Annotated in this window: 17 protein-coding genes; 3 read left to right on the plus strand and 14 right to left on the minus strand. The window is 63.3% G+C overall.

What is annotated here, in order from left to right; translation table 11 throughout:
• Window positions 1–91 precede the first annotated feature (91 nt).
• Entirely contained in the window at window positions 92–1,018 is a 927-nt protein-coding gene (gene cysK / locus INT40_RS17105) for a cysteine synthase A (protein ID WP_193096563.1), read from the minus strand.
• 517 nt (window positions 1,019–1,535) lie between these two features.
• On the opposite strand from cysK, the gene def reads away from it, so the two are divergent.
• A complete protein-coding gene (def, locus tag INT40_RS17110) occupies window positions 1,536–2,108 on the plus strand; it encodes a peptide deformylase (RefSeq protein ID WP_193071779.1) in 573 nt (190 codons plus the stop codon).
• Window positions 2,109–2,144: 36 nt separating this feature from the next.
• Here def and INT40_RS17115 read toward each other — a convergent pair whose 3' ends face one another.
• The 11 genes from INT40_RS17115 to INT40_RS17165 all read right to left on the minus strand — a co-directional run bounded on the left by INT40_RS17115 (window position 2,145) and on the right by INT40_RS17165 (window position 16,352).
• Window positions 2,145–3,326, minus strand: coding sequence for a hypothetical protein (locus INT40_RS17115; RefSeq protein ID WP_319020894.1), 1,182 nt, complete (start codon window positions 3,324–3,326; stop codon window positions 2,145–2,147).
• A gap of 115 nt (window positions 3,327–3,441) precedes the next feature.
• Complete coding sequence (gatB, locus tag INT40_RS17120) at window positions 3,442–4,923, minus strand: Asp-tRNA(Asn)/Glu-tRNA(Gln) amidotransferase subunit GatB (RefSeq protein ID WP_101574233.1); 1,482 nt, start codon at window positions 4,921–4,923, stop codon at window positions 3,442–3,444.
• A complete protein-coding gene (gatA, locus tag INT40_RS17125; RefSeq protein WP_193071780.1) occupies window positions 4,920–6,422 on the minus strand; it encodes an Asp-tRNA(Asn)/Glu-tRNA(Gln) amidotransferase subunit GatA in 1,503 nt (500 codons plus the stop codon). Before gatA ends, gatB begins: the two co-directional genes overlap by 4 nt.
• Window positions 6,422–6,727, minus strand: a complete 306-nt coding sequence (gene gatC / locus INT40_RS17130; protein ID WP_101574231.1) for an Asp-tRNA(Asn)/Glu-tRNA(Gln) amidotransferase subunit GatC — start codon at window positions 6,725–6,727, stop codon at window positions 6,422–6,424. The genes gatA and gatC overlap by 1 nt, the downstream gene beginning before the upstream one ends.
• Before the next feature lie 123 nt (window positions 6,728–6,850).
• Window positions 6,851–7,372 carry a hypothetical protein gene (locus tag INT40_RS17135; protein WP_193071781.1) on the minus strand — a complete coding sequence of 174 codons (522 nt, stop codon included), beginning with the start codon at window positions 7,370–7,372 and terminating at the stop codon, window positions 6,851–6,853.
• Between the two features lie 116 nt (window positions 7,373–7,488).
• Window positions 7,489–9,657, minus strand: coding sequence for an NAD-dependent DNA ligase LigA (ligA, locus tag INT40_RS17140; protein WP_193071782.1), 2,169 nt, complete (start codon window positions 9,655–9,657; stop codon window positions 7,489–7,491).
• Window positions 9,654–10,787 (minus strand): hypothetical protein, encoded by a 1,134-nt coding sequence (locus INT40_RS17145; RefSeq protein WP_193096564.1) that lies wholly within the window; start codon window positions 10,785–10,787, stop codon window positions 9,654–9,656. The genes ligA and INT40_RS17145 overlap by 4 nt, the downstream gene beginning before the upstream one ends.
• The gene (locus INT40_RS17150; RefSeq protein ID WP_193096565.1) at window positions 10,780–12,828 is read right to left on the minus strand and encodes a S9 family peptidase; all 2,049 of its coding nucleotides are present in this window, start codon (window positions 12,826–12,828) and stop codon (window positions 10,780–10,782) included. Before INT40_RS17150 ends, INT40_RS17145 begins: the two co-directional genes overlap by 8 nt.
• Before the next feature lie 86 nt (window positions 12,829–12,914).
• Window positions 12,915–14,108 (minus strand): tRNA 2-thiouridine(34) synthase MnmA, encoded by a 1,194-nt coding sequence (mnmA, locus tag INT40_RS17155; protein WP_101574226.1) that lies wholly within the window; start codon window positions 14,106–14,108, stop codon window positions 12,915–12,917.
• Window positions 14,105–15,316, minus strand: coding sequence for a cysteine desulfurase family protein (locus tag INT40_RS17160; RefSeq protein ID WP_193096566.1), 1,212 nt, complete (start codon window positions 15,314–15,316; stop codon window positions 14,105–14,107). The genes mnmA and INT40_RS17160 overlap by 4 nt, the downstream gene beginning before the upstream one ends.
• A 58-nt stretch (window positions 15,317–15,374) precedes the next feature.
• Window positions 15,375–16,352 carry a CPBP family intramembrane glutamic endopeptidase gene (locus INT40_RS17165; RefSeq protein WP_226831588.1) on the minus strand — a complete coding sequence of 326 codons (978 nt, stop codon included), beginning with the start codon at window positions 16,350–16,352 and terminating at the stop codon, window positions 15,375–15,377.
• A 120-nt stretch (window positions 16,353–16,472) separates the two neighbouring features.
• On the opposite strand from INT40_RS17165, the gene INT40_RS17170 reads away from it, so the two are divergent.
• Complete coding sequence (locus INT40_RS17170) at window positions 16,473–16,862, plus strand: hypothetical protein (protein ID WP_319022017.1); 390 nt, start codon at window positions 16,473–16,475, stop codon at window positions 16,860–16,862.
• Window positions 16,859–17,347, plus strand: coding sequence for a hypothetical protein (locus INT40_RS17175; protein ID WP_413463559.1), 489 nt, complete (start codon window positions 16,859–16,861; stop codon window positions 17,345–17,347). Before INT40_RS17170 ends, INT40_RS17175 begins: the two co-directional genes overlap by 4 nt.
• 116 nt (window positions 17,348–17,463) lie before the next feature.
• Here INT40_RS17175 and INT40_RS17180 read toward each other — a convergent pair whose 3' ends face one another.
• Both INT40_RS17180 and INT40_RS17185 read right to left on the minus strand, forming a co-directional pair.
• The gene (locus INT40_RS17180) at window positions 17,464–19,176 is read right to left on the minus strand and encodes a hypothetical protein (RefSeq protein ID WP_193096567.1); all 1,713 of its coding nucleotides are present in this window, start codon (window positions 19,174–19,176) and stop codon (window positions 17,464–17,466) included.
• Between the two features lie 53 nt (window positions 19,177–19,229).
• Complete coding sequence (locus tag INT40_RS17185; protein ID WP_193071809.1) at window positions 19,230–20,174, minus strand: tetratricopeptide repeat protein; 945 nt, start codon at window positions 20,172–20,174, stop codon at window positions 19,230–19,232.
• Window positions 20,175–20,323: the final 149 nt, after the last annotated feature.

Consider the following 20,323-nt stretch of genomic DNA (forward strand, 5'->3'; position numbering starts at 1 on the left):
TATGCCGTGAGGGCGCCAAACATGTGTTTGACGCCCTCACACCGCGGAATCGGCATCCGCCTCAGGCAGTGCCCAGTCCAAATTCCTCTGTTCAGTCCATGTACTCGGCGAACAGCGGTGTGGTCAGGTAGCGCTCACCGAAGTCGGGCAGAATCACGACGATGCGCTTGCCTGCGTTCTCCGGGCGTGCACCCAGCTCTTCGGCCGCCACGAGTGCGGCACCGGAGGAGATTCCGACGAGCAGCCCCTCTTCCTTCGCAACCTCGCGGGCGCGGGTGAAGGCGTCATCGTTCTCAATGGTCACGACTTCGTCGTAGATCTTCGTGTCGAGCACGCCGGGGACGAAGTTCGCGCCCAGTCCCTGAATGGTGTGCGGGCCGGCTTTACCACCGGAGAGCAGTGCCGATGCAGCGGGTTCGACGGCAACGATCTTGACGTCAGGGTTCGCCTCGCGCAGTGCGGCTCCGGCACCGGTGATGGTTCCGCCGGTTCCGATGCCCGAGACGAAGATGTCGACCTTGCCGTCGGTGTCGGCGAGGATCTCGGGGCCGGTGGTGGTGCGATGGATGTCAGCGTTGGCCTGGTTCTCGAACTGGCGGACGAGGACGGCACCATCTGCTGCGATCTCTTCAGCCTTGTCGACAGCACCCTTCATGCCCTGGGCCTTGTCGGTGAGGACGAGCTCGGCACCGAAGGCACGCAGCAGGGCGCGGCGTTCCTTCGACATGGACTCCGGCATCGTCAGCAGAACCTTGTATCCGCGCGAAGTGCCCACCATCGCCAATGCGATACCGGTGTTGCCCGACGTGGCCTCGACGACCGTTCCGCCCGGCTTGAGCTCTCCCGAAGCTTCGGCGGCATCGATCATCGCGACGCCGATGCGGTCCTTGACCGAGTTCGCAGGATTGCAGGATTCCAGCTTGGCGACGATCTCCGCGCCGGAGCGTTCGCTGGCCTTGTTCACACGAATCAGCGGTGTGCGGCCGACCAGTTCGGAAACATTGTTGAAGATGGTCAAGACATGTCCTTTCACGCTTAATTGTTCGCCCGGCAGTGAGGGCTGTGACGAAGACGTCACTCAACCACCAGCCAAAGGCTTCAGCTGCTGATCTCATCTCGTGGACCGAGACGGTTCGACACCATCATAACCACCCGCCACCTGCTGTTGTTCCCGAGATGGTTGCTCAACAATCCATGTTCGCTTCCGGCGAAATATGATGTCATGGCGCGTCATAGGCGATCAACTGCGCGCCTCGCACCGTGGCGCTGAACGCGTCGAGCGGCCGAACCGCTGAACAATTGTGGTTGATTTCTTCACTGTCAGCTCTCTTAACTCTACGGTTCCGGTGCCCATCGCCAGCCCAGCCGCACGGCTGCTCAGACGCGAATATGAGACGCCGGGGTGGTCAGGGAGATGGTCGTGAAGGTGCTGGTCGGAGCGCAGAATTCCTTGTGGAACGACAGGCGGGCAGGTGAGCGCTCGGATGAACTCTTCGCAGACGGAACGCGGCGGGAAAGCCGATACGATTGTCCTCATGGCTATTCATCCCATCGTCATCTACGGAGAACCCGTTCTGCATCAGCGTGCGGAGAAGGTCACTGACTTCGACGACGAACTCGCAACCCTCATCGCTGATATGCACGAGACCCTCGACGCCAGCAATGGTGTCGGTCTGGCCGCTCCCCAGATCGGCGTGGGCAAACGCATCTTCGTCTTCAACGCCGAGGATGATGACGGAGTCCGCAGACGCGGTACCTTCATCAACCCGCTGCTCATCGCCTCGAAGGTTCCCGATACCCGCCCGGATCCCGACGAGGAGACCGAGGGATGTCTCTCGGTGCCCAGCCTCGACTTTCCGCTCAAACGCGCGGAGCGGGTCACGGTCAATGGTCTCGATGAGACCGGCCAGTCGGTGTCTCTGACCGCCGAAGGGTGGTTCGCGCGCATCATGCAGCACGAATACGATCATCTGCAGGGCATGCTCTATGTCGATCGTCTCGACAAGCGCTGGTCGAAGAGGTGGAAGAAGGAGCAGGCCGCCAACGGATACACCGTTCCCGGGCATTCATGGATGCCCGGCGTCGACCCCGATCCGTTCGGTCACTGAGTCGGCACTGAGTTCGCCCGGCTGACTGCAGACGGATCACTCCGGCCGGCGGTCGTCTTCCGGTGAGAATGAGGAGGACGGTGCGGATTCCAGTGCGTCGATCGACTCCTGGGCAGCGGCCAGACGTGCGTCGAAATCGTCGAAGTCGTCTGCGGTCTGGTCTAGCTCGGCGACAAGACCGGAGATGATCGATGACTGCGACTCGGCGTCGATCCGCAGCTCTCTGAATTGCCAGTCCGCGGAGTCATCGGCCGCTGTCCGGGACAGAACATCGAGGACCCGGTCGCCGAGTTCACGTGAGCGTTCGGAATTGTGAAGCAGCATCAGCTGCTGGTCGAGTTCGGTCAGACGCTCGTAGTACTCATGCATGGACAGCACCCGGTTGGCCATCGAGGTGAAGGCCACAGCAAGTTTCGACAGGTACGTCTCCACCGACTTCGCGGTTCCTTCGTCCCTGATGCTCTCAATCTCTTCACGCAGCCGAACCAGTTCGGCCAACCGCACACCGATTGAGGCGACAGCATGGTCAAGATCGACACGTGAGACATGGTCACGCAGGATCGGGTGGGTCCAGGCTCGTGTGCGAACAATCTTGCGCGCGATGGTCACTGCGAGGTGGAACAGTCGTTGTTCGTCGGTGTCGCGGCCTTCCTTGCGGCCAGGTTGGAATCCCAGCGACGCCGGAGTGATCCACTGCGCTTGTCCTACCTGAGCGCGGTTCTTCCGGCTCAACCGTTTGGGGTCACGGAAGTACTTCGGTCCGGTGACTGCCGCGAACACACCTGTTCCCACTGCAGTCACTCCCCCGAGCGCCCCGAAAGCCAGTGCAGCATCGGCGAAGCCCGACAGCAGTGCCAGTCCACCGGGGGCGGCAAAGCCGGCTGTGACAGCGGCTCCGGTTCCGGTTCCGCCTTTGAAGAGCATGCTGGAGCGGAAGAAGTTTCGGCGCATTCCCCCGGTGAGCATGATCGCGCTCGGGGACCCCGCGGTGTAGCGGTACCCGCGAGCATTCCAGGCCTTCATGATGCCCTTGTTGACGCTTTCGGGCACGAGGACGCGATAGACCGGGAGAGACTTCCCGCATTCGCTCTTCCACAACGACTTCCACGACTGGGACACCGCATTCACCTCCACATACGGATGGCACCCGCACGCCGAATCCACCGGTTCTATGCCCGGCGAAGTCAGCACCTGGCCCGTGAGAATGAGAACAGCCACACCCTCCGGACTTCTTTGATGTTCAAGTCTAGAGGGTGTGGCTGGATCAATCCTGAGTTCTGTTCAGTCGCCTGATCCTGTTCAGTCGACCGATCCTTGTCAGACGACTGCGAACTCAGCCGTTGATCTTGGCAAGGATCAGATCCTTGGCCTTTCCGGCATCGGCCTGACCGCGGGTGGCCTTCATAATCGGTCCCATCAGGGCACCGATGGCCTGCATCTTTCCGCCCTTGATCTTCTCGACCACGTCGGGGTTGGCAGCGATGGCCTCCTCGACTGCGGCTTCGAGTGCACCGGTGTCTTCGACGATCTCGAGACCACGGGCGCTCATCACCTCGGCGGGTTCGCCTTCTCCGTCGGCCACAGCTGTGAGGACGTCCTTCGCGAGCTTGTCGTTGAGCTTGCCGTCGTTGATCAGCCCGATCAGGGCTGCGACCTGGTCCGGTGTGACAAGCTCAGTGGGATGCTGTTCCTTCTGGTTGGCCAACCTGGCCACCTCACCGGTCCACCATTTGCGTGCTGCGGCGGGCTTGGCGCCCGCGCTCACAGTGTCCTCAATGGCTTCGAGCAGACCTGCGTTGACGACGTCGCGCATCTCCAGATCGGAGAAGCCCCACACGCCTGCAAGGCGACGGCGTTTCTGGGCCGGCAGCTCGGGCAGAGTCGCCCGCAGCTCTTCGACCCAATCACGGCTGGGCACAAGCGGAACGAGGTCCGGCTCCGGGAAGTACCGGTAGTCATCGGCATCTGACTTCGGACGCCCCGATGACGTCTCCCCCGTGCCTTCGTGGAAGTGACGGGTCTCCTGCACGATCTTCTCGCCGGCTTCCAGACGGGTCGCCTGGCGGGCGATCTCGTAGCGGACCGCACGTTCGATCGAGCGGAAGGAGTTGACGTTCTTCGTCTCTGTGCGGGTGCCCAGTGGAGCATCGGGGCTCTCGCGCAGGGACACGTTGACGTCGGCACGGACGTTGCCCTGTTCCATGCGTGCTTCGGAGACGTCGAGGGCACGGAAGATGTCGCGCAGGGTCCGTACGTAGGTGGAAGCCACCTCGGCGGCCCGATCCCCTGTCCCGGTGATCGGGTGGGTCACGATCTCAACCAGGGGCACACCGGCACGGTTGTAGTCGACCAGGGAATGGTCGGCTCCGTGGATGCGACCGGTGGCGCCGCCGATGTGGGTGTTCTTGCCGGCGTCTTCCTCCATGTGAGCGCGCTCGACAGGGATGGTGAACATCGTTCCGTCTTCGAGTTCGATCTCGACCTGTCCCTCGGCCGCAATGGGCTCATCGGACTGGCTTGTCTGGAAGTCCTTGGGCACGTCCGGGTAGAAGTAGTTCTTCCGGGCGAAACGGCAGGTCTCCGCGATCTCGCAGCCCAGTGCCAGGCCGATCTTGATCGCGTACTCGACGCCCTTCTCGTTGACGACGGGAAGTGAGCCGGGCAGCCCCAAGGAGGTGGGGGTGATGTTGGTGTTCGGTCCCCCGCCGAAGGTGTTGGGTGCGGCGTCGAACATCTTCGTCGCGGTGCCCAGTTCGACGTGGACCTCGATGCCGATGACCGGATCGTATTTCTTGATCGCGTCTTCGTATTTCACTTGGTGGTCAGTCCTTCCGCGAGAGTATCGAGCACTCGAGTCCCGGAGGCTTCCAAGGCGGCTTCGAGTGGGCCGGCCACCTCGTACATCTTCACGTCCTGTCGTGCCGGGGCGAGGATCTGGAATCCGACGGGCAGACCGTCGGCCAGTCCTGCTGGCAGGGAGAGTCCGGGGATTCCGGCCAGGTTGGCTGGGATCGTCGCCACGTCGCCGAGGTAGAGGGCCATCGGGTCGGATGCCGCCTCCGCGCCGAACTTCAGAGCCGTCGTCGGTGCCGTCGGTGAGACGAGGACGTCGCAGGACTCGAACGCCTTGGTGAAGTCATTCTGCACCAGGGTGCGGATCTTCTGGGCAGACCCGTAGTAGGCGTCGTAGTAGCCGGCGGAGAGTGCATAGGTGCCGAGGATGATGCGGCGTTTGACCTCATCACCGAAACCGGCAGCACGGGTCGCTGCCATGACCGTCTCAGCGGTGACCGGACCGGACTCGGGCTCGACCCGCAGTCCGTAGCGCATACCGTCGTAGCGGGCCAGGTTCGACGACACTTCGGAGGGCATGAGGAGGTAGTAGGCGTCGAGTGCGTAGGAGATCGAGGGGCAGTCGACCTCCACGATTTCAGCACCGGCCGCAGCCGCCACGTCGAGGGCGGTCGAGAACACATCGCGGACGCCGTCCTGGTAGCCCTCACCACGCAGCTGCTTGATGACGCCGAGCTTCTTGCCCCCCAGGTTCGATGTCTGTGCCGCCGAGACGAACCCTGCCACCGGGTCCGGCAGCGAGGTCGAGTCGAGCGGGTCGTGACCGGCGAGCAGCTCGTGCAGAGCTGCGGCGTCGGCAACGTTGCGACCCATCGGGCCGACCTGGTCGAGGCTTGAGGCCATGGCGATGATGCCGAAGCGGGAGATCGAACCGTAGGTAGGCTTCACACCGACTGTGCCGGTGAACGCCGCGGGCTGTCGCACCGAACCGCCGGTGTCCGTGCCGACCGACAGCGGAGCCTGGAAGCCAGCGAGGGCTGCCGCGGCGCCGCCGGAGGACCCACCGGGCACGTGCTCGAGGTTCCACGGGTTGCGGGTGGTGCCGAATGCCGAGTGCTCGGTCGTCGAACCCATGGCGAACTCGTCGAGGTTGGTCTTGCCCAGGACAGGGAGTCCGGCGGCCTTGACCTTGTTGTGCACGGTCGATTCGTAGGGTGGCACCCAGTTCTCGAGCATCTTCGACGCCGCGGTCGTGGCCACACCTTCGGTGACGATGAGGTCCTTGAGCGCCACGGGCACTCCGGCCAGGGCGTGAACCTCTTCGCCGGCGCTGCGCTTGGCGTCGACCGACTTCGCCGTCTCCAGCGCAAGTTCGTCGGTGACGGTGATGAACGAACCGAAGTCTGCTTCGGTAGCGTGGATGCGATCCAGGTGAGCCTGGGTCACCGCGACGGAGGAGAACTCGCCGGCTTTCAATCCTGCGGCGAGTTCGAGGGCGCTCTTATTGATCAGTTCGCTCATCATTCCTCCCCAAGGATCTGTGGGACCAGGAACTTCTCGTCAGCAGATGCTGGGGCCGAGGCCAGAGCCTGCTCGTTGGTCAGGGTCTCACCCACGACGTCGGGGCGCAGCACGTTCGACAGTGCGATCGGGTGGCTGGTTGCCGGCACATCATCGCCGGCCACTTCATTGACCCTGGCAACATTGCTCAAAATGGTGCTCAGGTCACCGGCGAGCGATTTCAGCTCGTCTTCGCCCATGGCGATCCGAGACAGCGAAGCCAAATGCTCGACTTGCTCGGGGGTGATTGCGGAGGACTCCGTCATTCCCTGCCTTTCATCGGTCTGTTTACTCGTCAGCAAGTCTAGTCTCTTTGCCGGACCGGTTCTGAAGGGAACGATGTGAGGTTCGCCGGGGCATCAGTGCGTGGCTTCGCCGAGGCGGGTCACTCAGGTGGCGGACTGTTCGGGCCAGGTGCGTTCGCCTCTGATGTAGCTCGAGATGTCCCCGAGCACCCTGTCGGCGTCAGCTTGGGAGAACTCTCCGGACGCGACTCCTGCCTGCAGATCGCCGGCGAGGTCATTGACTCGTGATTGAGCGTCGGCAACGGTGTGTGCCACCAGACCGGCACTCTCACTCGGTGCCGTGGCGCTGACGAAGTCGAGCCCGCCGTCGGGCGTCGTCTCCGTGTGGGGCTGCGCATTGGCGGCGTGGTTACTCTCACGATTCTGATCACCGTCGCGATTGTCGTCGCCGGTGGTGTCACCGTTGCGAGACTTGTCGTCATCGCGGGTTCGGGCGGGGGCGAGCGGTGAAGCTGAGGAACCGGTCAGTGCGGGAGCCGCACGTTTGGTCGGCTGCTGTCCGGGGTTGAGGATGTAGTCGGCAATGCCTGCCGTCACCGGTGCCGTGGTGAGTACTGCGGCGAGAACGACGGCAGTGCCGGCAATCAATCGGGGAATTGCTTTCATACCATCACTCTTCCAGATCAAACTGTTTCCCCACTTCACTGCTGCTGAGATGATCCTTGATGTTCGGTGACGAATCCGTGGCAGGAGTGCGCCAGATCACGGCTCGTCACAGATCGTCAGTCGAAGCTGCCAGTCTCCAGGAGCGTGCGGAACGTGTCCTCGTCGAGGACCCTGACGCCCAACGATTCGGCCTTTTCCAACTTCGACCCGGCGTTTTCCCCAGCCACCACATAGTCGGTCTTCTTCGACACGGAACTCGCCGCCTTGCCGCCGGCGCCGAGGATCGCCTCTTTGATTCCGTCACGGGTGAACGTGGACAGTGAACCGGTGGCCACAATCGTGAGACCTTCCAGAGTCTGGGCTCCGGCTTCCTGAGGCTCGTCCTCCATCCGGACTCCGGCGGCTGCCCAGGCCTCAACGATCTCGATATGCCAATCCACGGCGAACCAATCACGGATGCTCGCCGCGATCGTCGATCCGATTCCGTCGACGGCTGAGAGCTCTTCGAGTTCAGCAGCCCGGATGGCTTCGAGGGTTCGAAAATGTCCGGCTAGGGTGCGTGCTGCAGTTGGACCCACGTGACGGATCGAGAGTGCGACGAGGACCTTCCACAGGTCCTGGTCCTTGGCCTTGTCGAGTTCATCGAAGAGCTTCTTCGTGTTCGCGCTCGGAGCACTCGGCTTCTTCGCAGTTGCGCGGGTGTAGAAATAGGGCACGAGTTCGCGCTCCCCCGTCTCCACACCTTTGACCTTCTTGTTGCGCCAGATCTTCACCTCGGCCAGATCTTCAGCCGTGAGGTCGAAGAGGAACGCTTCGGAGGTCAGCGGCGGCGCCTCGGGCTCGGCTGGAGCGGTCAGAGCCAGAGCCGCCTCTTCACCCAGGGCCTCGATGTCGAAGGCCGCACGGGATGCCAGGTAGAAGATGCGATTAGCCAGCTGGGCCGGGCATGACCGGGCATTAGGACAGCGTTTGTCCTTATCGCCTGCCTTCTGCTCCCCCAGCTTCGTGCCGCACGAGGGGCAGTGAGTGGGCATGACGAACTCGTACTCGTTGCCGTTGCGTTGGGCGACGACCGGACCGAGGACTTCGGGAATGACGTCGCCGGCCTTGCGCAGGGTCACAATGTCCCCGATGAGCACGCCCTTGCGGGCCACCTCGTAGCCGTTGTGCAGGGTCGCACGTTCCACCGTGGATCCGGCCACGGTGACCGGATCCATCACCGCGAACGGGGTTACTCGACCGGTCCTGCCCACCTGAACCTGGATATCGAGGAGCTTCGTGGTGACCTCTTCGGGCGGGTATTTGAAGGCTGTCGCCCAGCGCGGTGCACGTGAGGTGTAGCCCAGGGTCTCCTGGACGGCGATATCGTCGATCTTGATTACGATGCCGTCGATCTCGTGGGTGACATCGTGGCGGTGTTCACCGTAGTAGGTGATGAAGTCTTCGATCTCGTCTACCGTGTCCAGCACCTTGAAGTATTCGCTGATGGGCAGTCCCCAGCTTCTGAACGCCTCGTAGACCTCGGACTGATGTGCGGGTTCGGGATGCGAATCATCGGCCGGTGTCCAAACTGCGATGCCGTGGACGAGCATGTGCAGCGGACGTACAGCGGTGACGGCGGGGTCCTTCTGGCGCAGGGATCCCGCGGCGGAGTTGCGGGGGTTCGCGAATGGGGCCTTGCCCTCTGCGACGAGAGCGGCATTGAGTTCGGTGAATTTCTCCAGAGGGAAGAACACTTCCCCGCGGATCTCGACCTCGGCGGGTGGGTAGTCGGTGTCGAGTTTGTCCGGGATGTCGGAGATGGTGCGGACATTCGCGGTGATGTCCTCACCGATACGTCCGTCACCGCGGGTGGCGGCGCGCACGAGTTCACCGTTGCGGTAGAGGAGGTTGACGGCGAGTCCGTCGATCTTGAGTTCGCAGAGGAACTTCGACTTCGCCGAGGTGGCCGCGCGGACCCGGTCGTACCATCCTCTGAGTTCTTCGACGTCGAAGACATTGTCGAGGCTGTACATCCGGCCGATGTGCTCGACCGGGTCGAAGGTCGATGTGTCGATGACGCCGCCGACGGTCTGGGTCGGTGAGGAGTCGGTGATGAGCTCGGGGAACTTCTCCTCGAGGTCTTGGAGGCGGTGGACGAGATCGTCGTATTCGGTGTCGGAGACGAGCAGGGAGTCCTGGTAGTACGCCCCACGATATTCTTCGATCTTCTCCACGAGTTCCGCATGCGCCTGAGCCCGGGAGCTGGCATCCGACAGGTCTGAGTTATCGGGCGTGTCTGTCATTCGATCTCCTCAAAGGCACGCCGCAGACCTGCGGCGATCATCATCGTTCCCGTGCTGATGTTCTCGGCACCGTCTCCGTCGACCGAGGTCAGCAGCGGCGGATAGGTCATCGGAAGCTCTTCGCCCGCGAGGACTCCGAAATCACGCAGACTTCTAGTGCTCATGCCGATGCGGTTCCACGGCGTCATGATCCTGTTCAACCAGTGCTTGACCTCCTTCGGACGCGCTCCTGCGGCCGGCGGCAGACCCATCCATGTCCCGACTCCCGCTTCGGAGATCATGGCCAGCTGCTCCCACCCGTGTGCCTTCAGGCTAGCCAACGGCACTGACACAGCGGTGGCACCGGAATTGCGGACCACCTCGGCGGCGGTGATCTCCTTGCCCTGCAGCGCAAGGGAATCGAAATCGGGGAGGCTGAGCAGCACCGGGGGCAGATGCCGCAGCGTCGACTGCAGAGCGGCGTAGACCTGATTCTCGGACACCGCGGGCAGGGTGGCCCAGCCGGAGACCGTGGGCCAGGTGCCGGTGAGGACCGGGTGCAGGCGGGTCTCGACGAGGCGGATCACAGGCGCCATGCCCAGTGTGGAGAGCTTGTCGGCGAAGGCTGCCAGTCCGAACGCATAGGCCTGGATGACATCGCGGCGGGCACCGAGATCACCGAGGACAGGGGCCCCGGAGGCCAGGCTCAGGGCGGTGACCACGGTCCACGGTCCGGGCAGGGAGACCTGGACCTGACCGGTGTAGCCGTCACCGTACTCGGCGATGGCGTCGAAGGCCTCGCTGAGTGCAGAGAATTCGAGTCGTTCGTCGCGACCCGCTGCGCTCGTCAGGCGCCAACCGAAGGACGCTCGGTCGACGTGAAGGTCGGTGAGCAGACCGACAGCTCGCCCGATCGCGTCTGCGCCCCACCGGTCCTCGGCCCGGTGAGCATTCAGCGGTACGGGCGGCAGCTGCTCGCCGAGGTGATCAAACGCCGCTGCGGCCGCCTCACGGACGGGGCTGTTCGCGATGTAGCCGGCGGCCCCGGACAGGGAACCAGCTTCGGCCTCGGGCCGGGGGCCGGGGATCCAGATGCCGGTGGTCGTTCCCGCGGGTGCGAGGGTGGCAGGGGTTTCGGTCGGTTCAGCCATGGTTGCGGCTGTGTGGGATTCCGAAGACGTCGGCATAGAACCCGAACTCGCTTTCCAGGGAATCGATGATGGTTTCAGCTCGGACGAACCCGTGGGATTCGCCCTTGTACAGACGGTAAATGTACTCCACTCCGGTCAATTCCAAGGTATCGACGAATTCCTGGGCCTGACTGGGTGGGACGATCGGGTCGCGATCGCCTTGCATGATGGCCACGGGGACAGTGATGTGCGTTGTACGTCGAATCGGTGACCGGGTGATGTAGGCGTCCTGGGCCTCCGGCCAGGGGCCGACCAGTCCGTCGATGTAGTGCTTCTCGAAGTCGTGGGTGTCCACGACGAAGCGCATCAGGTCGGTGACCCCGAAGTAGGAGGTGCCGCAGGCGAAGGTCTCTGAGGAGGCCAACGCGGTCAGCACCGTCCACCCGCCTGAGGAGGCTCCGGAGATCGCAATCCGGTGGGGGTCGGCCAGCCCTTCAGCCACCAATGCGTCGACCGCGGCCAGGGTGTCGGAGACGTCGACGATGCCCCATTGGCCGCGCAGACGGTTGCGCCAGGCCCTGCCGTAGCCGGTCGAACCGCCGTAGTTGACCTCCATCACCCCGATGCCTCGGGATGTGAAGTAGCTGAACCGGGCGGACATGTCGGGGGTCGCTTGACCTGTCGGTCCTCCGTGGATGGAGATCACGTAGGGCGGGCGTTCGCTCTCAAGGGCGGTGAATCGTGGGTTGTGCGGCGGGTGGATGACGACAGGGACGCCGCCGAGCTCTCGCGTTCGAGGCCGCGAGCAGTAATCCTGGTGTGCGTCGAGGCGTTCCTGGGCGATCTCGATGAAGGTGCCGGTGGCCCGGTCCACGGCGTAGAGGGCACCGGTCGAGTCCGCGGACTTCGCGGTCAGGAGAATATGGCTGTGGCTCAAGTCGTGGAGTTCGAGGCTGCCGAACGGCTCTCCCGGTGCGGTGATCTCTTCGAAGTCACTGCTGAGGACGTCGTTGCCCGACCGTGGGAGTCGTGTTCTGACGAGGGAAGAGGTCGCTGACTGGGAGTGGGCCCAGATCTCCTCGTCATCATTCAGATGCCAGATCGCTCCCAGCTGCCAGAGTGGGCCGCCGATCTCGCTGCCGGTGTCGAGGAGCGGTCGCAGAGCGGTGACGTCGAGCTCATCAGCGAATTCGCTTGTCCGCGTGGAGTCCTTGAACTTATCCGTGGAGTCTGTGCTCGTCTGCCTGGACTCTTTGGCAGCCCGGCGGTCGCGCACCAGACAGTCGATCGGTTCGAAGTCCAATGAGTACAGGGCCCAGTGACCGTTGTGGTCCGAGCTCACAATGAGCGAGGAGTCCGAGGTGAATTCGGGTTGCAGGAGCGATACATCGTGTCCGCGCATGACGCCGGCGACGGGAGTGTCTTGGGTGCGAACGTCGATGAGCCACAGGTTCGTCTGGTCCCAGGGCATGTTGGGATGTTCCCAGCCGATGAACGCCAGTGTCGAACCATCCGGTGACAGGCGGGGCCACGCCATGAAGTAGGAATGGCGTGAGAGCACATTCGTCGTCCCGTGCCTGGTGATCAGGACGATGGCTCGTTCTCTGCGGGTGGACCGGCAGTCCTCGCGCACACACAGCAGACCCCAGCGGGTCATCGTCAGGTCGCCGTACCGGATGCGGCCGGAAGTATCAGGGGTCAGTGCGTGCGGAGATCGGCCTGGAATGATCTGCCAGATCCGCTGGTCTGAGGCGTTGACGAAGTAGATGACATCGCTGTTGGGATCCAGTGCCCATGCGCCTCCCCCGTATTCGTGGACCGAGGACCTGATGTTGAAGTCTGCGGGCAGCACCTGCTCCTTCAGCCCCGGATGTGACAGTGACGTCCGGATCAGGCCTGTGCGCGAATTCTCCGTTGGGACCTTCGTCGAGAAGTAGATGTGCTCACCACGGAATGCGGCATCGAAGATCGGTGCGGAGCCCGCAGCCACCTCCGTCGCGCTCAGCGGAGACGACCAGGTTCCGAAAGGTGCCGTGACGACATCTTGGGGAAATTCCTTCATACCCCCAGGTTAACGCAGGGGCGAAGACCACAGCTCAGACGCTGCGGCAGTCTTTGCTCGCGGACGCCGAGCCGGACGAATCGTCCTCAGACGCCGAGGCGGTCCTTGGCTGTCACGTCGATGGTGGCCTGCCCGAGAACCCGGGTTCCGCGGTAGATGACCATGGTCTGCCCGGGAGCAACGCCAGAGAGTTCCTCATCGACGTCGATGTGCATGAGCTGCCCGGCAGGTCGTGCGGCCGGAACCTCGACCTCATCGACGATCGGGTTGACTTCATGTTCGGGCGCCTCGGAGATGTAGTCGCCGAGCCACGCCCTGGCCGGAACCGGGTCACTGTGCGCCCGGATCTGGACCTCGCAGTCGATGGCGGTTGCAGGTTCGGTGCCGATATCGGCCGGTGCCGGACCGGCCCAGGTGGTTCGGATGCCGGTCAGGTGAGAGACCCCGAGATCACTGCGGGAGCCGACCGTGACCGTGTTCGAGGCCGGGTCGAGGCCGGTGACGAAGCGCGGCTGACCATCGGCGGCGGGCTTCTGGATGCCCAGGCCCTTTCTCTGGCCGATGGTGTAGGTCATCGCACCATCGTGTTCGCCCAGGGTTTCACCTTCGGCGTCCTTGATGAGGCCCGGACGCATGGGGATCTTGTCCGCCAGCCACGCCTTCGTATCGCCGTCGGGGATGAAGCAGATGTCGTAGGAGTCAGGCTTGTTGGCCACGGAGAACCCACGCTCGGCCGCCTCGGCGCGGACTTCCGCCTTCGATGCGGTGGCGCCGATCGGGAAATAGCAGTGTTCGAGCTGATCGCCGGAGAGTACGCCGAGGACATAGGACTGATCCTTCGCGAGGTCCTCTCCGCGGTGAAGTTCGGGGAGTCCGTTCTCGTCGCGCAGCACCTCGGCGTAATGGCCTGTGGCGATGGCGTCGAAGCCCAGTGCCAGGGCACGATCGAGGAGGGCCGCGAACTTGATGCGCTCATTGCAGCGCATGCACGGGTTGGGTGTGCGCCCGGCCGCGTATTCGGCGATGAAGTCATCGACGATGTCCTCTTTGAACCTCTCGGAGAAGTCCCACACGTAGAACGGGATGTCGAGCATTCCGGCCACACGGTGGGCGTCCCGGGAGTCTTCGATGGTGCAGCAGCCGCGTGAACCAGTGCGCAAGGTTCCGGGCATGCGGGACAGGGCGAGGTGGACTCCGACGACTTCGTGGCCTGCGTCGACGGCGCGTGCTGCGGCGACTGATGAGTCGACTCCGCCGGACATGGCGACGAGAATTTTCATGATGCTCCTTGCATCCAGCGTGGAGTGGCCGAGACCATTCCAGCCTGGTGTGCTTGTTCGACGACTTCGGGCAGAACCTCGAGAAGGCGATCGACTTCGTCTTCGGTCGAGTCGTGGCCGAGGCTGAATCGTTGTGCTGATCTGGCGACGTCCTCATTCATGCCGCAGGCCAGCAGCACGTGGGAGGGACGGGAGACCCCGGCCGAGCAGGCTGAGCCCGTTGAGGTCGCCAGTCCTCTCGCATCGAGGCCGAAGAGCAGGGAATCGCCTTCACACCCGGAGAATGTGAAGTGCGCGTTCGCGGGGAGCCTGCCTCCACCTCGGCGACCGGAGAGGGTGGCGCCCTGAATCGTGTCCTCTATGCCGGAGATGAGCCGGTCGCGCAGGAATGAGAAGCGGGCGGCTCGGGCGTCGATATCGGCAGTGGCGAGGTCCACGGCCTTCGCGAAGGCCACGGCACCGGCCACGTCGAGTGTGCCGGAACGGACTCCACGTTCCTGTCCCCCACCGTGGAGGATGGGCGCAGGAACGGCGGCGCGGTCGAGCAGCAGTGCGCCGATGCCCACGGGCCCGCCGATCTTGTGGGCGGTGATCGACATGGCGGTCGCGCCGAGCTCGGCGAAGTTCAGCGGGATCTGGCCCAGTGCCTGCACGGCGTCGATGTGGAAGGGAACACCAAGATCTTTGGCACACGAGCCGATTTCGGCGATCGGCTGGAGGGTGCCGATCTCATTGTTCGCGGCCATGATGGAGACGAGAGCGGTGCGCTCGGGAGCGTGGCGCAGTTCGGTCAGGGCGGCATCGAGATCGAGGTGGCCTTCTTCGTCAACGTCGAGGTAGACGATTTCGGCACCCTGAGTGCCCAGCCACTCCACCGAGTCGAGGATCGCATGATGCTCGATCGTCGTTGTGAGCACGCGCGGGCGAACCGGTGCTTCGAAGGTGGAGTCGTTGCGGGCCAGGTAGAGGCCCTTGAGTGCGAAGTTATCGGCTTCTGTGCCGCCGGAAGTGAAGATGACCTCGGATGATGTGGCTGCGCCGACACCACGGGCGATGTCCTCGCGGGCGGTCTCGATACGCATCCGCGCGGCCTGACCCACGGTGTGCAGAGCCGAGGGATTGGCCCGTCGGCTCAGTTCGTCGGTGTAGACGTCGAGCACCTCTGCCGGCATCGGCGAGGTGGCTGCGTGGTCAAGGTAAATCGGCACTCTCCCTATTTTAGGTCGTGATCGGCACTTCGGCCAGGATCAGTGCCGCATCTCATAGTCACTGCCGGACCGACTGTCGGCGGAGCTGCGGCTCGCGTTTGAACTGTCCGGTCAGGGCAAGAACGATGACGACGATGCCGATGACGATCCAGCCGGAGACACCGAGCGGATTGACCAGAGGAAGATTCGCGGAGTCGCCCGCCGTACCTACGAGGAAGACGAGGTTGCCCGAAGCATTGAGTGAGCCGTGACCAATGACGGCGGGCCAGATGGACCCGGTGCGCAGACGAAGCCAGCCGAAGAGCACTCCCCAGGCGATGCAACCGCCGGTCATCAGCAGCACGCCCCAGATGTTCGGCTCATCGAAGTTCTGGCCCAGAAGGATGATCGGCGAATGCCACAACCCCCAGATGGCCCCGCTGAGCAGCAGTGCCGGCCAGGTTCCCAGTGGCCGCAATGCGGGCAACAGCCAGCCCCGCCAGCCTGCTTCCTCAGCGAAGGCCGGCAGCGCGTTGAAGACCGACGCCAGTGGAATGACCGCCACCGAAGCCAGGGCAATCGGCCGCAGCATGGACTCTTCGATACGGGCATCGAGCGTCTCTTGGAAGCCGGAGAAGTGAACGAGATCGAGGTGGATCCACCCGAAGAGGGCCGAGATGGCGATGCATGCAAACACCAGCACCATGGGCGCCACCGTCATGATGACCGCGAACCAGACGACTCGCTTGGCGGGCCGCAGCGGCCACAGGCCAAGGAACCGTGCCCACTCGCGACGGGGCACCTTCATGACGAACACCACGACCGCTGCTGCAATGAGCGGAGTGAACATCGTAACCACCGGCAATATGCGGTTGAACAGAGCCGATGCCTGGCTGTCCCCTGAGGCCAGCCAGAGAGGCATGCTCACCAGCCAGGCAAGTCCGAAGGAGACGGCGACGAAGGTGACCAACGCGGCCCAAGGAACTCTGCGCAGGCGGTCCCCACGGTCCATTACTGTCGAGGTGCGTGGGAAGAAGTCATCGAAGGTGTCAGGCATATGCTCCGACAGTATCAACAACATCTATTGTTCTACAGGTCCGTGGAATCTGGGCGCGGACTCTCTTCGCGCACAGTTGAGTGCTCTGTTGCGCACCGTTGAGTGCTTAGGAGTGCTCCGGTGACAGTTCTTAGTCCGGTGCCGACTAAACTGGGTCGGGTGTTCACCGTTTTCACCATCGTGCTCTATGCCGTCTCCGCCGTTCTGGCCATCTGGTCGATCGTCGAAACCATCCGCAACAGACCCGCCGGCAAACTGCTGCTCGGCGCGACTGCACTGCTTCTGCTGCTGCTCATCGTGCAGCTGGTGCTCTCGATCGCCACGTTCGGGTCGACCCACGGCGTCGATCCGCTCTTGTACTTCGGCTACGTCATCACCGCGATCCTCGTCATCGCCTTGGCTGGTTTCTGGGCGTTCGCGGAACTGAGCAGATGGGGGCCGGGCGTGCTCGCAGCAGCAGGACTGACGGTGATCGTCATGATCGAGAGATTGGACCAGATTTGGCACTGAAGAAGCGACACGACGGTGGCGGTGTCCGCTCAGCGGCCGCCTCGGCGAAGAAGGACCGCGCCGCGAAACGCAATCGCTCACCGTATTCGGCGATGCACACCGGCCCGGGCCGGGCACTGACTGCCGTCTACGGAGTCTTCGCTCTATCGGCCACAGCTCGCGCGGGCTATCAGGTCATCCGCGAGTTCGACGTGGCACCGGTCGCGTATTCGCTGTCCGTGATCGCCGCGATCATCTACATCGTGGCCACAATCTGCCTGGTCATCGGCAACCGCATCTCGCACCGGATTGCGATCGGCGCCTGCGTGATCGAGTTCGTGGGCGTCATCGTCGTCGGCATCCTCAGCTTCACCCATCCGGAAGACTTCGCGAAGCCCTCCGTGTGGTCGTCCTTCGGCAGCGGCTACGGGTTCATCCCGCTCATCCTGCCGCTCGTCGGACTCTGGTGGCTCTCCCTCGTGGGCCGCAGAATCCGCGCCAGCTGAGGTCACACCGACCGAGGCCGCACCAGCGAAGACCACCCAAATTGAAAAGTCAGGCCCAACCGCGGCGGGGCCTGACTGTCAATTGATGCGTGAGTCTCACTCGATGTACGAGACTGTCACTCGATGTGTGAGGACAGCACGTTCCAGTCGGTGGACACGGCGCTCAGCTCATCCTTGGTCTTCATCAGCACATACGGATGGGCAGTGTCGACCTTGACGGTGTTGCCGTCCTTGTCGTTAGTCTTCACTGCCTCGATGGTGTCACCCAGGTCGACCGAATAGTCGTCGGGGACCTTGATCGTCAGGGTGCAGCGGACCTCGCCCATCCCGATGGCGCCGTGCTCGGTGCTCAGGGTCATCGAGGTGAAGTCGAGCTTCTCGTAGGGTTTGCAGGAGATATCGACCTTGTCGAATCCGGAGTCCTTACCCCGCAGGTCGCCCAGGTAGCCCCTGAAATCCTTGAACCCGCCTTCTTTCAGCCCCTTGGCATCGGCCTTATCGGCCTTGCCGTCGGCGAGGAATTTCGAGACCTGGTCCGCGGTCTTCGTCATCTCATCGTCGAATCCCTTGGGCCCGGGCTTGACTGCCCCGTGCCCGTCGGCCATGAGCGTCGGCGTCTGATCGGTCGGGATGTAGGAGGCGGTGCGCACGATCGGATCCGCCGCCGCCGATTCCCGGGTCGCGAGCTGGACCTGTGTGAGCTTCTTATCACCGTCGGAGGTGCCGAAGGCGTAGAACCACATCGGGTACTCGGTGAAGCTCGGGCTACCGGCGACGACCTCGCTGAAATTCGGTGCCCGCAGCTTCTGCTTAGCCTTCTTCGCGATCTGCATCTGGGCGCGGGTCCGATCGATCAGGGGTTCGCCCTGAATCTTCTCGAGGTCGGTGCCTCCGTCGTCGAGGATCTTATCGAGCGACTCGGTGTAGTCGGTCATGAATTTCCCGGCCTCACCCGGGCGCATCGCTGTGCGCTCGTAGGGCGTGATCTCAGGGCTGTGCGGCTGCGCCACGGGCAGCGCACTGCATCCGCTCAAGGCCATTCCCGTCGTCAGGCTCAACGCTGTGACCGAGCGCAGTGAGCGCCTGCCTCGTGTGTTCCTCCGCCGAGGTGGCTCTGCCTTCGCCTCATCAGGGTTCTTCACGAGGCGGGAGCTTCGCACCCGACCGGTGCCCGTCGTGTAATCCTGTGCGTTCGCCCCAGCGCCGAGGCCGGCCCCTGGACCCGACCCGCGGTCAGTCTTTCGCGCGACCGGCTTCTTCTCCGGTCGGATCCGGCAATTGAACCAGCGCAGGAAGAAGTAGGCCGCGAATCCGGCGAAGATGATGCCCAATGCGATGCCGAGCAGGCTCAATGCCAGGACTCCCTCCACACGCATCTTCAGCGAGACCGTGGTTCCATCGAGATTCTCGCCCTTGTCTGCGGCGGAGATGACGAGCACCTGCGGGTCGGCGTCGAGGTCGAAGGTCTTCGCGACCTTCTCCCCTGTGTCCTTGCTGGTCCACCAGTCCCTGTCTGTCAGCGTCGCTTCGGGAGCGGCGTCGCCGGGGATGAATCGGTGCTCGAGAGTGTTCGGGAACTCGACGTTGCTGATCTGCTCCTGTGCCACACCATCGAGGATGCTGTCAGTGTCGACGCCGTTGGCGGTGCCGACGAACAGCTTCTTACCGTCGGCATTCGCGGCCTCAACGGTGACGCTGGTGCCCGAATAGGGAACGATCGCCTCGTCGAGGACGACGGCATAGGCGCCGTCCTTGACCTTGAAGGCGTCGGTCTCGGTGACCTCGTCGGTGCCGACGACGGACAGCGCTGAGATCACCAGTACTGCCACGATCACCGCTGCGACCGCGAACAGAATGGCTGTGGTGAGACGGATTCTCTGGTTCAGAACAAGGCCCTCATCAATGCTGTGCGTGCCTTGGTCACGGCCGGATCATCCGCGCCCAGGACTTCGAAGAGTTCGAGAACCCGCAGACGCAGCGCTTCCTTCTCATCGCCTGCGCTGACGCGGATCAGAGAGATCAGTCGATTGAAGGCACTGCTCGGGTTGCCTCCCACGATCTCTGCATCGGCAGCCGCCTTGGCCGCTTCGGCGTCCTTCGGATTCGCATCGGCGGTGGCAATGAGCTGCTGAGGATCGGCATCGATGAGGCGACGCCCCAGTCCGGCTCTGGCCAGACCGAATTTCGCTTCCTCATCTGCCGGCGATGTGGCCAGGGCAGCTTTGAACAGGGATTCGGCTGTGTCGAAGTCTCCCTGGCTCAGGGCCTCTTCTGCCTCGGGGTGGGCGGGGCCCGCTGGTTCCTGCTCGGCTCCGGCAACCACAGCATGACCGGTGACACCGTTCTCGCCGGCCAGCTTCAGCAGCTCATCGAAGTAGGCCTTCACCTGCGGCTCGGGCAGCACACTTTGGAACAGAGGTACGGGCTGGCCCTTGACGATGGCGATGACGTTCGGGATCGACTCGACGCCGAAGGCCTGCTGCAGGCGCGGATTGGCGTCGACATCGACGCGTGCCAGGACCAGCCGACCGCCGAAGGACTCGACGAGGCGTGCGATGACCGGAGAGAGCTGTTTGCTCTCCTCGCTGCGATCAGCCCACAGGTCAATGACAATGGGAACCCGGTCAGAGATCGCGATGACGTCGTTGAAGCTGGCCTCGTCGACGTCGAATACCAAGGCCGGTACTGGAACCGCACTCGGGTCCGCCGCTGCGTTGGCAACCTGCCCCGGTCCACCGCGCTGCTCCTCGTGCGGCAGATTCTTGCTGCGCACCGCGGACAGGTCGAGTCCCTGGTTCGGCTGTGCGTTGTCCTGCGAGGGATCCATTGACACGTGGTCTCCTTTGTTGCGGGAAGTGCGAATTCGTACGGTGCGTGGTGCGTATCCGTCGGGAATCCTACAGTGCTGAGGTCCGTCGGGAATTCTTAAGCTCCGACGGTGCTGATGACATCCAGCATAGAACGTATCAACACCGC

Origin of the sequence: Brevibacterium sp. FME17 (genome assembly GCF_014897515.1) — a bacterium.
Classification (GTDB): Bacteria; Actinomycetota; Actinomycetes; order Actinomycetales; family Brevibacteriaceae; genus Brevibacterium.

What these genes read in the sequence shown, in the direction of transcription:
- gatA (WP_193071780.1), bottom strand. Translation starts at nt 6,422, where the DNA reads ATGAGCGAACTGATCAATAAGAGCGCCCTCGAACTCGCCGCAGGATTG.
- mnmA (WP_101574226.1), bottom strand. Translation starts at nt 14,108, where the DNA reads ATGAAAATTCTCGTCGCCATGTCCGGCGGAGTCGACTCATCAGTCGCC.
- INT40_RS17135 (WP_193071781.1), bottom strand. Translation starts at nt 7,372, where the DNA reads ATGAAAGCAATTCCCCGATTGATTGCCGGCACTGCCGTCGTTCTCGCC.
- ligA (WP_193071782.1), bottom strand. Translation starts at nt 9,657, where the DNA reads ATGACAGACACGCCCGATAACTCAGACCTGTCGGATGCCAGCTCCCGG.
- INT40_RS17150 (WP_193096565.1), bottom strand. Translation starts at nt 12,828, where the DNA reads ATGAAGGAATTTCCCCAAGATGTCGTCACGGCACCTTTCGGAACCTGG.
- def (WP_193071779.1), top strand. Translation starts at nt 1,536, where the DNA reads ATGGCTATTCATCCCATCGTCATCTACGGAGAACCCGTTCTGCATCAG.
- INT40_RS17145 (WP_193096564.1), bottom strand. Translation starts at nt 10,787, where the DNA reads ATGGCTGAACCGACCGAAACCCCTGCCACCCTCGCACCCGCGGGAACG.
- INT40_RS17185 (WP_193071809.1), bottom strand. Translation starts at nt 20,174, where the DNA reads ATGGATCCCTCGCAGGACAACGCACAGCCGAACCAGGGACTCGACCTG.
- INT40_RS17165 (WP_226831588.1), bottom strand. Translation starts at nt 16,352, where the DNA reads ATGCCTGACACCTTCGATGACTTCTTCCCACGCACCTCGACAGTAATG.
- gatC (WP_101574231.1), bottom strand. Translation starts at nt 6,727, where the DNA reads ATGACGGAGTCCTCCGCAATCACCCCCGAGCAAGTCGAGCATTTGGCT.